This is a genomic window from Pseudomonas sp. 5Ae-yellow (assembly GCF_014077575.1).
GTDB classification, from domain to species: Bacteria; Pseudomonadota; Gammaproteobacteria; order Pseudomonadales; family Pseudomonadaceae; genus Halopseudomonas; species Halopseudomonas neustonica.
In genome coordinates this window covers 52,744-66,209 of sequence record NZ_JACGWE010000011.1, presented here as the reverse complement: position 1 = coordinate 66,209, position 13,466 = coordinate 52,744, and the positions used below count along the sequence as shown (strand labels likewise).

Sequence of the window (13,466 nt, the reverse complement as noted above, 5' to 3'; positions counted from 1 at the left end):
ATTATTATCGCGTGATATGAGGTGGCAAAATGCTCAATAGAGATCTCGAGATCACCCTGAACCTGGCGTTCAAGGAAGCGCGCAACAAACGCCACGAATTTATGACAGTAGAGCATCTACTGTTGGCTTTATTGGATAACCAGGCCGCGATTGACGTGCTTAACGCCTGCGGCTCGGATATGGACCGGTTGCGCCGTGAGCTGACCGAATTCATTGATTCCACCACACCACTGATCCCCAAGCAGGATCATGAACGCGAAACCCAGCCTACTCTGGGTTTTCAGCGCGTACTGCAGCGTGCGGTTTTTCATGTGCAAAGCTCAGGCAAAGGCGAGGTTAGCGGCGCCAATGTGCTGGTCGCTATATTCAGCGAGCAGGAAAGCCAGGCTGTGTTCTTCCTTAAACAGCAACAAATCGCTCGCATTGATATCGTCAATTTCATATCGCATGGCATTTCCAAGGTGCCAGGTGATGCTGAATCAATGGGTGAAGATCAGGAGCCTATGGATGATGAGGGTGGCGAAGGTGCAACCGCCAGCAACCCGCTTGAGTCCTATGCCAGCAACCTGAATGAACAGGCGCGCAAGGGGAGGATTGACCCTCTGGTTGGCCGCGCAACCGAAGTTGAGCGGGTAGCGCAGATTTTGATGCGTCGCCGCAAGAATAATCCGCTGTTGGTCGGTGAGGCGGGCGTGGGTAAAACCGCCATTGCAGAAGGGCTGGCCAAGCGTATCGTCGATGGCGAAGTACCTGACATTCTGTCTGAGGCGGTAGTTTATTCACTGGATCTGGGTTCTTTGCTGGCCGGAACCAAATACCGTGGCGACTTCGAGAAGCGCTTTAAGGCTCTACTCAAAGCACTACGCAAGCGTCCACATGCAATTCTCTTTATCGACGAAATTCATACTATTATCGGTGCCGGTGCCGCATCCGGCGGCGTAATGGATGCGTCGAATTTGCTCAAGCCGTTGCTGTCATCCGGCGAGATTCGCTGTATTGGCTCCACGACTTATCAAGAGTTTCGCGGCATCTTCGAGAAGGATCGTGCCTTGGCACGGCGCTTCCAGAAAGTGGATGTGATCGAGCCTTCGGTGAGCGATACCATTCAGATACTTAAAGGGCTCAAGAGCCGTTTTGAGGATCACCACAGTATTCGTTATACCGATGAAGCACTTAAGGCTGCCGCAGAACTGGCGGACCGGTATATCAATGATCGTCATATGCCCGACAAGGCCATTGACGTCATTGACGAGGCAGGCGCCTATCAGCGCCTGCAGTTGCCAGAAAACCGGCCAGAGTTTATTGATGTAGCTGAAGTTGAGTCCATCGTTGCCAAGATCGCGCGTATTCCGCCAAAGCATGTGTCGTCGAGCGACAAACAGCTGCTGCAGAATCTCGACCGCGATCTCAAGCTGGTGGTTTTTGGTCAGGATACCGCTATCGACGCGCTGTCGACGGCGATCAAGCTGTCCCGAGCGGGCCTGAAGTCGGCCGATAAGCCGGTTGGTTCTTTCCTGTTCGCCGGTCCCACTGGTGTGGGCAAGACCGAGGTAACCCGTCAACTGGCTAAAAGCCTGGGTGTCGAGCTACTGCGTTTCGACATGTCGGAATACATGGAGCGCCACACCGTATCTCGCCTGATTGGCGCACCGCCCGGTTACGTTGGCTTTGATCAGGGCGGTCTGCTGACTGAGGCTGTGACCAAGAACCCGCACTGCGTGTTGCTGCTGGATGAGATCGAGAAGGCGCATCCCGAGGTCTTCAACCTGCTGCTGCAGGTGATGGATCACGGCACCCTGACCGATAATAACGGGCGCAAGGCGGACTTCCGCAATGTGATCATAGTGCTGACCACCAACGCCGGCGCCGAGAGCATGACGCGTGCGTCCATTGGTTTCACGCATCAGGATCACAGCGCAGACGGCACCGAGATCATCAAGAAGTCTTTCACGCCGGAGTTTCGCAATCGTCTGGATGCCATCATCCAGTTTGGCCGCCTGACCCACGACAGCATCAAGTTTGTGGTCGACAAGTTCCTAACCGAGCTTCAGGCACAACTGGAAGACAAGCATGTGTTGCTGGAGGTCGATGAGGAAGCCCGTAACTGGTTGGCTGAGCACGGCTATGATCCGTTGATGGGTGCGCGCCCGATGGCAAGGCTGATCCAGGACAAGATCAAGCGGCCACTGGCTGAGCAAATTCTGTTTGGTGACCTAGCTGAGCATGGCGGTACAGTTCACATTACCTTGCGTGATGGTGAGCTGGAGATAGAAGTGCCGGAAGCTGAGTTGGCCTGAACAGGCCGGTGATTAAAAAGCCCGGGCGGTTATATCGCCCGGGCTTTTTTTGTCTAGAGTGTGAAGTTACTCCAGATCGGCGCATGGTCAGAGGGCTTTTCCATTGCTCGGATAGCGTAATCGATATCGCTTTCCGTGCAGAGGTCCAGCAGGGGACGGCTGGCCATGATCATATCGATTCTCAGCCCACGCTTGGGCGTGTCTTCAAAGCCGCGGCTGCGGTAGTCAAACCAACTGAACTTATCGTTCACCTCGGGGTGCAGATGCCGGAACGTATCGACCATGCCCCAGGCCTTCAGGCGTTGCATCCACTCGCGTTCCTCGGGCAAAAAGCTGCACTTGCCAGTACGTAACCAGCGTTTGGCATTATCGGCTCCGATACCGATATCGGCGTCAGTATCAGAAATATTCACATCCCCCATGATAATAATGCGTTGATCGGCAGTGAAATCCTGCTCAAGGTGTGCCTGCAGGTCAGCGTAGAACTTCTGCTTGGCAGGGAACTTGGTAGGGTGGTCACGGCTCTCACCTTGCGGGAAGTAGCCATTGAACACAAACAGGGGCTTACCGTCAGCGCAGGGTATAGCAGCGCTGATCATTCGTCGTTGCGCCTCGTCATTGTCTTTTGGTAGTCCCTTGCGTACCCACAGCGGCTCTTCTTTACACAGTAGCGCTACACCGTAGTGACCTTTCTGACCGTGAAAGTAAACGTGGTATCCCAGCTTCTCGACCATCTCCAGCGGAAACTGCGGATCGTCTACTTTGGTTTCCTGCAGGCCAATAACATCAGGCGCATGTTGGGTGACAATCTCGCTCAGTTGATGAGGACGCGCTCGCAGGCCGTTGATATTGAAAGAGACTATTTTCATGAGTATTTCCTGAAAGAGGCCGCACGGCGTTCGGCGATGAGACGAGTGCGAAGATGAATGTTTTCAATTAAAACAGCTATAAAGACCCTAATTGGCAATGCCGGGCATGTTAGCATTGCTCCGCTGCAAAGTTCAGGAAGGAGCGCATGGCCCGACCCAATCCACTACTGCTAGGTCTGATATTGCTTGCCCCAACCGCTTGGGCTGACTTGGTGGTTGAGGTCGAGCCCAAGAATCGAGCGGTTAAAGACAATATCGAAGCTTATATCGGCCCGGTCGAGGCGCAGAGTCCTGATGAGCTGCGACGCCTGTTTGAGCATGCTGACAAGCAGGCAACCCGTGCAGCACAGGCTCTAGGGTATTATCACAGCAGCAACTATCTGGCTGTGTCCGGCAGCGAACAAGATCCAACGCTCACCATCAAGGTTGATCTCGGCACGCCAGTACGGATCAACGCAATCGATATTGATATTCAAGGCGAAGGCAGGGGCACCGATGCATTTACGCTTAGCCTGCCCGACGGTCTGGCGCCTGGAAAGCGGCTCAATCATGACAACTACGAAAGCATCAAGTCGCAGATCAGCAACCGAGCGCTGCGATACGGTTATTTTTCCGGGCAGTACCTCAAGCACCAGCTGAGAGTTAATCCAGATGCCAACCAGGCAGATATCGACATTGCCTACCTGACGGGTGAACGTTATAAGCTTGGCGAGGTGAGCTATTCAGAGACACCTTTCAGCAAAGAGCTGCTGGATCGTTTTATCCCCTTCAAACCCGGCGTGCCATACGACGCCGATCTGGTAGGGCAGTTTAATCAGGATCTGCTCTCCAGTGGCTACTTTAGCGGCGTTCAAGTCATCGCTCCGCCGGATAAAGCCACCGGCGGGACCATTCCGGTAGAAGTTGAACTGACAGCAAGAGATCCCAACTCGTTGGGATTTGGTGGCGGATTTTCAACCGACGTTGGCGTGCGAACCAAAGCAACCTGGGATCAGCATTGGCTCAACGCGCAAGGACATAGCCGCGGTGCCAGTGCGGAGCTGTCCGCCCCGAGGCAGCAGATCAGTGCCTTTTATCAGGTACCACTGGATCCGCCATTGACCAGCAACCTGCGTTATTTCGTCGGTTGGCAGAACGAAGATATAGACAATGTCGAGACACGCAGCCTTGCGGTGGGGGCTGAACTGCGCAAGCGCCTTGATAATGGTTGGGAGCGCACGCTTGGTTTGCGGCTGCAAAATGAGGTGTTCTCCCTGGGTGATGACTCAGGTACAAGTAACCTGCTGATCCCCAGTTTGGCGCTGCAACGCACAAGAACCTCAGGCGGTATCGATCCGGCACGCGGTTACAGCATGCTGCTTGATGTCCAGGGAGCGAAGGAAGGTGTTCTTTCTACCGTCGACTTTGCCCGGGTAATGGCTCAGGCCAAAGGGCTGTATACGGTATTTGATCGGCACCGGTTTCTGACTCGCCTGCAATTAGGCGCCGTCGCCACCAATGATTTCAGCAGCATCCCACCCTCTCTGCGTTTCTTCGCCGGTGGCGATCAGAGCGTCAGAGGTTACGCCTATCAAACGCTGTCACCGGTAGACAATACCGGCGATACCGTGGGCGGGCGCTACCTGATGGCCTCAACGCTGGAGTACCAGTATGAGTTCATTGATCGTTGGCGGGCAGCGACCTTTGTCGACTACGGTAATGCCGTGGATTCGCCGACCGATCCACTTAAAACCGCCGTAGGCTTGGGCATTCGCTGGGTGTCGCCTATTGGTCCGTTGCGGGTCGATTTGGCGCGCTCGCTATCTGATCCGCAAGAGGGCTTTCGTATTCACTTCTCCATGGGGCCAGAGCTGTAATGCGCCTTGTATTGAAAGCTTTACTGGGCACAGTACTGGCATTGGTCACTTTGCTGCTATTGGTGTTTTTGCTATTGGGCAGCGAAGGTTTCAACCGCTGGCTGTTCAACAAAGCGCAAGTGCTGGAGCCAAGGTTAGAACTCGCCTTTGTCGGCGGAGACCTCTGGCATGGCTGGCAGTTTGACAAGATCGCTTGGCACGACACCAGCCTGATGCTGGAGGTTGAGCAGCTTGATTTTGCCTGGTCACCGTCATGCTTGCTGGGGATGCGACTGTGCATAGACCGCCTCCACAGTCATAGCATCACCGTTGTTAGCCAGTCCACTGAGGAGGCAAAAACCAACGAGCCGTTCAGCTTGCCTGAGTTTAGCCTGCCGCTAGCTATCGAGCTTGATGACGTTAGTATTGACCGTATTTCGCTTGATGGCGAAAAGACCTTGCTCAGTGACTTGATCCTGCAAGCCAATGCCAAAGGAGATCAACTCGCTATCAGTGAGTTCTCCGGCGTTGGACCTGATCTGAACTGGAAGCTCAGTGGCGCATTGCAAATGCAAGACGATTGGCCGCTTACCCTGGGTGGGCGGATCAACTTGCCGCCGGTAGATTCACGCGAGTGGGCGCTTGATCTGCAGATCGGCGGGGCACTAAAAAAGCAGCTACAGCTGACGATAGATAGCAGTGGTTACCTCTCGGGCCAACTACAAGCCGAGGCTGCAGTGCTGGATACCCAACTGCCAGCTAACCTGCATTGGCAAGGAGATGCATTTCTGGCAGCGCAGACGCTACCAGCGGGCTTGACGCTGAATGACTTGGTGCTGGACGCAGACGGTGATCTCAAAGATGGATACGCGATAAAGGGCAGTGCCAGCTTGCCAGGGCAGGGCGGCAAGGTGAAGCTGGCGCTCTCGGCGCTGGCCGAGACGACCGGCGTCCGTAATGCCGATCTGCTGTTGATTGTGGCTGATGAGCCAGCCCGTAAACTGCACCTGAAAGCCGATGCAAATTGGGAGAGCACACTGTCTGCGAGCGCGCAGCTCAGTCTGCAGCAAGCCTTTCCTTGGCAGTGGTTGTATCCGCAAGACCTGGGCGATGTAACCTTGCAGCAGTTGGACATGCAAGCCAGTCTGCAGGGCCAGCAGATAAACAGCGACCTCAAGGCTCGCCTGACCGGCGTCGCCGGTCAGAGTATCGATATTGATCTCAGCGCCACAGGCGATCAGCAGGCGTTGACTATCGCCCCGCTGAAGCTCAGCACCGATGCCGGTAGTGCGTCCGGCACGGTGGATTTAACCTTGAGTCCGGCGATCGCCTGGAATGGCGAGTTTCAGTTGCAAGACCTGAACCCGGGTATCTTTGTGGCGCAACTTCCTGGCAAGCTCAATGGGCAATTAACCAGCGAAGGCAGTCTCGAGGCAGACATACTGCAGCTACAGGCCCGTTGGGATATCGATGGCAGCCTGCGTCAACAGCCATTGGCAACACAAGGCCAAGTCGACAAACGCCAATCCGTATGGCAAATCAGCGACCTGCTGCTGCGCCAGGGTGACAACCGCATTAGCGGGGAAGGGCAGTGGGGCAACCAGGTCAGCGGCTATCTGGATATTCAGCTGGACCGGCTCGCCACGCTCTGGCCAGAGCTGCGAGGCTCATTGCAAGGCCGTGCCACCTTCAGCGGAACGGAAAAAACCCCGGGTATTGAGCTCAGCTTGGCTGGTGACGACGCAGGTTATGCAGATACACGCGTAGACGCTCTGACCCTGGCTGGACGTGTTCGTGTTTCTGAAGATTTGCCCCTTAGCCTGCAATTGAAGGCGGCAGGGCTGCGCAGCGGTAACAGTGACTTCGGCACCCTTGAGCTTGAACTTGATGGCAACCGAGCCAACCACAGCCTGACCCTGGATTTGACTGAGGGGCTGGTCGACGCCACAGCGCGCCTCCGCGGCAGCCTTAATGCCAGACAGTGGCAAGGGCAACTGACGCAAAGCGCCATTGCTTACCAGCAATTCGATTGGACGCTACAAAATAGCGCGGACCTGCGCTATGTAATGGCTTCAGGACGCCTGCAACTGAGCGAGCACTGCTGGTCGCATGCCAAATCACAACTATGTTTCAACGGGCAGCAAACGCTGATGCCTGAGCGCAACCTTGCCATGACGCTACAGGACTTTGATCTTGCTTCGCTTAAGCCCTGGATGCCTGAGGATATAGACTGGCAGGCCTTGCTGAATGCCAGGATAGAGTTCAGCCAGGCAGTCGGCAAGGCTCCCATCGCCGATGTCAGCATCCGCAGCGCGGACGGTCTTATTCAGGTTACTGAAGAAGAGCAAAGCGTCGACTTTCCTTATCAGTTGCTCGAATTAACCACTCGTTTACAGGCGAGGACAGCCAATGCTGATTTGGTACTTAAAAGTGACAGCATTGGCCAACTCAACATCCAGGCCCAGGTGCAGGAGCCAGGCGGCAAACAAGCCCTCACTGGCGCTTATCAAATAACCGGGTTAAAGCTTGATGTTCTGCGCCCCTTTATTGCTCAAGTACAACGGCTGGAAGGACAGTTGAACGGGCAGGGTGAGCTGGGTGGTGTACTGCGTGAGCCTATCGTCAACGGCCAATTACGCCTGACAAATGGACATGTGAGCGGCCCATCGCTACCCATTAGTCTGGAGCAGCTCACTGCTGATATACGAGTTCAGGGGCAGAGCGCAAGCATTGACGGCAACTGGAGCAGTGGCGAAAAAGGTACTGGGAAACTGGTGGGTGAGGTTGGTTGGGCGCCCCTCGATGTTAACCTTGAGCTCATTGGCAGCTCGCTGCCCGTCACGGTAGAGCCCTATGCCCACTTATTGGTAAGCCCTGAGCTACAGCTGGGATTACGGCAAAATGCGTTACATGTGAGCGGCAAGGTCGCCATACCTGAAGGCGATATAACGGTGCGCGAGTTACCGGCACAGGCGGTGAGAGTTTCGGACGACACTGTAATCGTCGGCCAGCAAGTTGCAGAGAAAACCGAGTCGCCGCTGGAGGTTACCGCTCGGATTCAGTTGGTAATAGGTGACCAACTGCGGCTTTCTGCATTTGGGCTGACCGGGCGCCTGAAGGGCCAGCTGGCCGTGCGCGAAAACATGACCGCCAATGGCGATCTACGCATACTCGATGGCCGTATCAAGCGGCTGGGACAGGATCTGACCTTAAGACGGGCGATCCTGCTATTTTCTGGTCCAATCAGCCAGCCGTACATGAATATTGAAGCGATCCGCAAGGTAGATGAGGTGGTTGCCGGCTTGCGCCTCACTGGCAACGCCAACAGCCCCAGCACAACCGTTTTTTCTGAGCCGCCCATGTCACAGCAGGAGGCGATGTCGTATCTGGTTCTGGGGCGTCCGCTAGGCCAGGAGGGTGACAGCAATATGGTAGGTCAGGCCGCTCTGGCGCTGGGGCTCGCAGGTACGGCGCCGATCACCCAGAAGATCGGTGACACCTTGGGATTGGAGGATTTCGCCGTTGAGTCCGAAGGTTCAGGTACCAGCACCCAAGTCGTTGCCAGTGGCAGCATCACCGACAAACTCAGTGTGCGTTATGGTGTTGGCGTGTTTGAGCCAGCAAACCAGTTGGCATTGCGTTACGACCTGACCAGACGACTCTATCTGGAAGCCATCAGCGGCTTTGCCAGCTCGCTGGATTTCTTCTATCGTATCGACTTCTGAGACAAGCTATTACCAGTCACCATGGCAGCCCTGACGGGTTGCCATTTCACCTGCGGGCTCAGCATTGTGCAAAGCCTGAGGCATCAATAAGGAGTCACCATGTCTAGCGTAACATTGCGCGGTAATCCCATTTCTGTTGGCGGTCAACTCCCGGCCAAGGGCGATAGCGCACCTGCTTTTAGTCTGGTAGCCAAGGACTTGAGCGACGTCAGCCTTTCCAGCCTCAACGGCAAGCGTAAGATTCTGAATATTTTCCCCAGTGTTGATACACCCACCTGTGCGACTTCAGTGCGTACCTTTAACAGCAAGGCCAGCGCTCTGGAAAACACGGTTGTACTCTGCATCTCCGCCGATTTGCCCTTCGCCCAGGCGCGTTTCTGCGGCGCAGAAGGTTTGGAAAATGTGGTCAACCTTTCGACTATGCGCGGCCGTGAGTTCATCCGCGACTATGGCGTTGATATTGAAAATGGCCCCATGGCAGGACTGACTGCGCGAGCAGTGGTTGTGCTGGATGAGAATGACAAAGTGCTGCACAGCGAACTGGTCAGCGAGATTGGCCACGAACCCAACTATGATGCGGCCCTGGCTGCTCTGTAAGTTTTGATTCATGGCGGAGCGCCACCGGCACTCCGCCATTTAGCTCCTGCTTGATGACATCTGCATACGTTTGATCAGGCCCATCAGGAGCGGTACCACCTTGGACTCGTCGACCGGTTTATCCAGCCAGGCAATACCTTTTACGTTGCTATCCAACAGGCGCTGCCCCTCATCACAGTAGGCCGACACCACCAATACCGGTAGGTGATGCGTTTCCTTGCGCTGGCGAAGCTCTCTGATCAGGCTAAGACCATGCCCATCAGGCAAGCGTAAGTCGGTAACCAATGCACAGGGCGTTGACTCCTCCAGCAACTGTTTCGCCTGGCGCAGGTTATTGGCGATAACCGGCTCATAGCCACCGCGGCGCAAGAGCAGGTCCATGAACTGCGCGGCCGTTTCATCATCTTCCAAGACCAGAACGCTAACGTTCAAATCACTGGCAGCTATGCTGTCATCCGTGCTCGGATCAGCGGCCAATGGCAACTCAAACCAAAATGTAGCCCCTTGGCCAGGGGGCGAGTCAAAACCGACCGCACCGTCCATTTGCAACATGAGTTCACGGCAAATAGCCAACCCGAGTCCAGCACCCGGTTTCTGTCTGTTATCCGCACCGTCTGCCTGGGCAAATTTACCGAAAATACGTGCTTGAAATGCTTCTGGAATACCGCTGCCCTGGTCAGTAACGCTCACACGCAATTGATCCTTTCGGATCTGCATTTGCACCGTTACTTGCCCGGATGGAGGTGAGAACTTAATCGCATTGGATAAGAAGTTACTTATGACCTGCTGTAATCGGTTGCCGTCGACGTTGCCCCAGTAAGGCTCCGCATCACTATGGTTCAGCTCGACTCCATGAACTTCTGCATAGGCCTGATTTGCGGTAATGGCCTCATCTACCAGTGTGTCTATCCGCTGCACGCGCATATCCAGCGACATTTTTCCCGCTGCGAGCTTTTCCATATCGAGCAGGTCGTTAATCAGATGGTTAAGACGCAGACTATTGGCGTGAGCGATCTCCAGCATTTTCTGTATTTTGTCCGGCACCGGACCAAGAGAACCACTATTGACTATGCCGAGCGCCCCGGAAATAGATGTCAGTGGTGTGCGCAGTTCGTGACTAACAGTAGAGACAAACTCGCTTTTCATTGCCTCGACGCGCTTCTGCTCAGTCAGATCCAACATAGTTCCGCTTGCTCTGACTGCCTTACCCTGAGCATCACGTTGGATAGCTCCGCGCAGTAACAGCGGCACGTCTTCACCATTTTTGTGAGTAAAACGGGTTTCCAGAGCAAAGGACACCGCATCAGACTCAATTATTTCCTTCAACTCGGTGAGCAAGGCATGGCGAGCTGTGGGAGCAATAACCGATTGCCATCGATGTAGTGCCTGGAAACCACGCTGCTGCGGATAACCCAGCATTTCCAGCGACCTGGCAGACGCGATGAAACGCCACTCTTCAACATTGACGTCCCACCAACCATCATTGCTGCCCTTAAGCACCAAGCGCTGACGCTCCTCACTTTGTTGCAAGGCTTCGTTACTGGCGCGCAGCTTTTGCGTCATGCGCGAAGCCAATGCTTCAGCCTGATCACGCCTCAGTGTCAGCAAGGACGCCAATAAGAAAACCATCAACGAGATGCAGGTACCCGCTGCCAGCATCAAGGCGTGCCCAGGCAAACTGGAATCAAACTCGGCCGTGCTGTTGAAGTCGATCTGCCATTTACGACCATACAGATCCAACACGAGCTCACGAGTAAATAATGGCTCGCTGGCGTTTTCGTCGTCGTAGGATTGGAACAGTAACTGCGACTCATCAGCCGTGGTTATATCCGTTAGGCGGTAGTCAATCCGAACGCTTTCCTCCCCGAGTATGCCATCGAGCAAATCCCCCATGCGATAGGGGCTGTAAACGAACCCTTTAAGCGCCGAGTTGCGCAAAGAATCCGTTGCCAAGGAGCGCTCTGACGTATAGACAGGTACGTACATAAGAATGCCTGCCTGAACCTCACCATGGGTCTCTTGCAGCAGTTTGACGGCATCTGTTACTCGAGTTTGGCCGCTACTTGCAGCCGCTTGCATTGCTTGGCGTCGGGTTGGCTCCGAGTACATATCAAAGCCGAAAGCGGCAAGGTTTCGCCCAGAAAAGGGCTCAAGAAACAGGATTGAAGTGTAAAGAGCGCGTTCTCCCTCAGGGTGAACGCGGAAACCGGGGAAGCCTTCAGCCTGCACATCGGCTTCAAATGCAGCGAGATTTTCGGGGGCAATTACGGCCGCGTACCCAACACCCATGATGCCGGGATAATGTTCAGTCAAACGCAGGCGCTCTATTTGTCGCTTCCACTCTTGCCTGGTGACTTCCTCACTGGCGTCAATCAGCCCTGTGGCACCAAGCAGAATCTGCTCGTGATCGACCATCCGCTTGCGTATTGATGAGGCAATATCGCTTGTGAGTATCTCAAATTGACGCTGGGCCGATGCCTGTTCCCGCGTGTGTAGATATTGCCAGGCCAGCAACGTAGTCAAAAGGGCAACTGCGAGCACGAACCACGCCAAGGTATTCTTTTTGCTGAATATGGCGTGGCCCAAATTGAACGGCGACTCGCTTGGGCGGTTGAGCATAGTCTGACTACTTATAATGGCAATATGGAATGTCCCCTGTTGCCTATGATAGTTCGCTAATACGGTTGTTGCAGCGCTATATTGCAGATGAGCTAACTTCTGCTGTGGTGTGAGTAATGTGAAGCAATGCAGACTGTGCCTGGCCCGCCTGCATGCCGCACGAATAATCCTACTGGGACTGAGCCACGTGTTCCAAGTAGTCAGTTGTGAGCGTCGTCATCGCCTTGATACCCGTCACCAACGCTTGGTCATCCACCAAAAAACCAGGTGAATGGTTTGGTGCTGCCTTGCCTAGATTATCGGTGGGGGTGACACCGAGGAAAAAGAACATCCCTGGTACTTCCTTGGCGTAGTAGGAGAAATCTTCAGACCCGGTCACCAGGGGCGTTTCGGCAATATTCCAAGCCGCACGCCGCAGGGTAGGCAGCATTTGCGCAGTCAGCTCTGGGTCGTTCACCGTTGTCGCGTAGTTTTGTACGATATTGACCTCAGCAGTCGCGCCTGAGGCGGCAGCAACATGCTCGGCCGTGTTTTTGATGCGCTCATTGACCTGTGACTGCACCGCGTCATTGAACGTGCGCACGGTGCCGCTCATGGTCACCTCATCAGGGATGATATTGTGCCGAGTACCGCCATTGATTGTACCTATGCTGACCACAGCGGGCGCCTGCATGATATCCGTCTGACGGCTTACCACGCCCTGTAGTGCCGTGACTATCTGCGCGCTGGCGAGTACAGGATCAACCCCGTCCCATGGCTGGGCGCCATGGGTTTGTTTGCCCCTGACCCTGATATGCAAGTCGCCGGAGCTGGCCATAGTCGGACCGCTGCGGTACGCGATCATGCCGGTCGGAAGGGCGGCGGTCACATGCAGACCAAAAATGACATCCACAGCGGGATCGTGCAAAACGCCTTCAGCAACCAGCTGCCGCGCGCCAAAGTAACGCTCACCATCGTAAACATAATCGCTGGGGCCTTCTTCAGCTGGCTGGAAGATAAACTTCACGCTCCCAGGCAGACTTTCACGCATCCCTGCTAGCGCTTCTGCAGTAGCCATTAGAATCGCCACATGCGCATCATGCCCGCAGGCATGCATCACATCCTGCTCATTCCCGAGATACATTTGCCGTGTATTCGACGCATAGGGCAGGGCGGTTGCCTCTTTAACTGGCAGCGCATCCATATCTGCACGCAAGGCTACCACCGGTCCGGGCTTGCCGCCCTTTAGCCATGCGACTACTCCAGTTGTACCTACGTTAGTCTCGACTTCCATACCCAGAGAGCTCAAATGCGCGGCAACCAGTGCCGCGGTGCGCGTCTCTTGATTACCCAGCTCTGGATGCTGATGAATGTCATGGCGCCAGGCAATGGCTTTGTCGCTGAGCTGCTCGGCTGCCGCCAAGGCGCGATCATTCAAAGAGATCGCTTCTGCGGAAGCTGAAAAAGCCGGCAATAAGCTTAGTGATATAAATAGCGCCAATCGGGACCGTAATCTGTACATTCTTGATTCTCTTATTCTTGTAT

Annotated in this window: 7 protein-coding genes; 4 read left to right on the top strand and 3 right to left on the bottom strand. The window is 54.8% G+C overall.

The window, feature by feature from the left end; translation table 11 throughout:
• Positions 1-29 precede the first annotated feature (29 nt).
• Positions 30-2,297, top strand: a complete 2,268-nt coding sequence (gene clpA, locus H4J77_RS09160; protein WP_123889273.1) for an ATP-dependent Clp protease ATP-binding subunit ClpA — start codon at positions 30-32, stop codon at positions 2,295-2,297.
• A gap of 53 nt (positions 2,298-2,350) precedes the next feature.
• Here the strand turns inward: clpA and xthA are convergent, their stop codons facing one another.
• Entirely contained in the window at positions 2,351-3,166 is an 816-nt protein-coding gene (gene xthA / locus H4J77_RS09155) for an exodeoxyribonuclease III (protein WP_123889272.1), read from the bottom strand.
• Between the two features lie 146 nt (positions 3,167-3,312).
• Between xthA and H4J77_RS09150 the strand changes: the two genes are divergently transcribed.
• The 3 genes from H4J77_RS09150 to tpx all read left to right on the top strand — a co-directional run bounded on the left by H4J77_RS09150 (position 3,313) and on the right by tpx (position 9,323).
• Positions 3,313-5,022 carry an autotransporter assembly complex family protein gene (locus tag H4J77_RS09150; protein ID WP_220469308.1) on the top strand — a complete coding sequence of 570 codons (1,710 nt, stop codon included), beginning with the start codon at positions 3,313-3,315 and terminating at the stop codon, positions 5,020-5,022.
• A complete protein-coding gene (locus H4J77_RS09145; protein ID WP_182248025.1) occupies positions 5,022-8,726 on the top strand; it encodes a translocation/assembly module TamB domain-containing protein in 3,705 nt (1,234 codons plus the stop codon). The genes H4J77_RS09150 and H4J77_RS09145 overlap by 1 nt, the downstream gene beginning before the upstream one ends.
• A 99-nt stretch (positions 8,727-8,825) precedes the next feature.
• Positions 8,826-9,323, top strand: coding sequence for a thiol peroxidase (tpx, locus tag H4J77_RS09140; RefSeq protein WP_123889270.1), 498 nt, complete (start codon positions 8,826-8,828; stop codon positions 9,321-9,323).
• A gap of 39 nt (positions 9,324-9,362) precedes the next feature.
• On the opposite strand, the gene H4J77_RS09135 is transcribed toward tpx, so the two are convergent.
• Together H4J77_RS09135 and H4J77_RS09130 are read right to left on the bottom strand one after the other, a co-directional pair.
• A complete protein-coding gene (locus tag H4J77_RS09135) occupies positions 9,363-11,942 on the bottom strand; it encodes a CHASE domain-containing protein (RefSeq protein ID WP_182248023.1) in 2,580 nt (859 codons plus the stop codon).
• 169 nt (positions 11,943-12,111) lie between these two features.
• The gene (locus H4J77_RS09130) at positions 12,112-13,359 is read right to left on the bottom strand and encodes an amidohydrolase (RefSeq protein WP_259364791.1); all 1,248 of its coding nucleotides are present in this window, start codon (positions 13,357-13,359) and stop codon (positions 12,112-12,114) included.
• Positions 13,360-13,466 lie beyond the last annotated feature (107 nt).